Source organism: Campylobacter sp. RM16189 (assembly GCF_012978815.1).
Classification (GTDB): domain Bacteria; phylum Campylobacterota; class Campylobacteria; order Campylobacterales; family Campylobacteraceae; genus Campylobacter_A.
Window position 1 is genome coordinate 1 of the sequence record NZ_LIWR01000032.1, and the last position, 778, is coordinate 778.

A 778-nucleotide genomic window follows, 5' to 3' on the forward strand; every position below is an offset into this window, starting at 1 on the left:
CAACCAAAAGGAATAGAGCTGCCTTCATCTGTATATGTAAGAGAGATGGCATCATACACATCTACAAGCACAAACAATGATATGAGAAGTAATATTGAAACAACTTCAACAGCCGATAATTCAGGTGCACAAATCAACGGAGCAAACACTAACTATTTTAAAGCTTTAAACAGTCAGTTGGATAAAATAGACAATAACTCTGAAGCTCACAATAAAACCGATGGTTTTGAAGTGGAAAACAAAAGTAATATATCTAATTGGTTTAGTGAAATAGTAGGAGAATATAATCTTGAAAAAGGCGTAGTCCAAAAGGGTGATGATAAATTCGATAAAGCCTTTATTGATGGCGAATTTATCAAAGAGGGCGGTTGGTATTCAAAGACAAGCGAAAAAGGAACTGTTATTTTTGGTTCTGACGAGGCAAAGCCTCTGGTAATAACAAATTCAGTAAATGAAGCAAAATACAATGCTTTAGAAAACAGAGTAGTCGTATTAGATGATCAGGATACAAATCCTGTAAGAGTATTTGGATCGGATAAAGCGGATAATATCACCATAGATGGCGTAACCGTTGATTTTATCTCTACTGGAACAGGAGATGATGAGATAACTTTGAAAAACGGAGCTAAGATAACAAACGATATTAACACCGGAGACGGTAAAGATACCATATCTATAGATGGAGAAGGCACAACAGTTAAAGGCGATATCTTTACAAACGATGGTGCGGATACTATCACAATGACAAACAAATCTACTGTTGATGGCAATATAAATA

Annotated in this window: 1 protein-coding gene; it reads left to right on the forward strand. The window is 35.3% G+C overall.

The window, feature by feature from the left end; translation table 11 throughout:
• On the forward strand, window positions 1–778 hold a 778-nt coding region (locus tag CDOM16189_RS08025), incomplete at both ends, for a hypothetical protein (protein ID WP_170000956.1).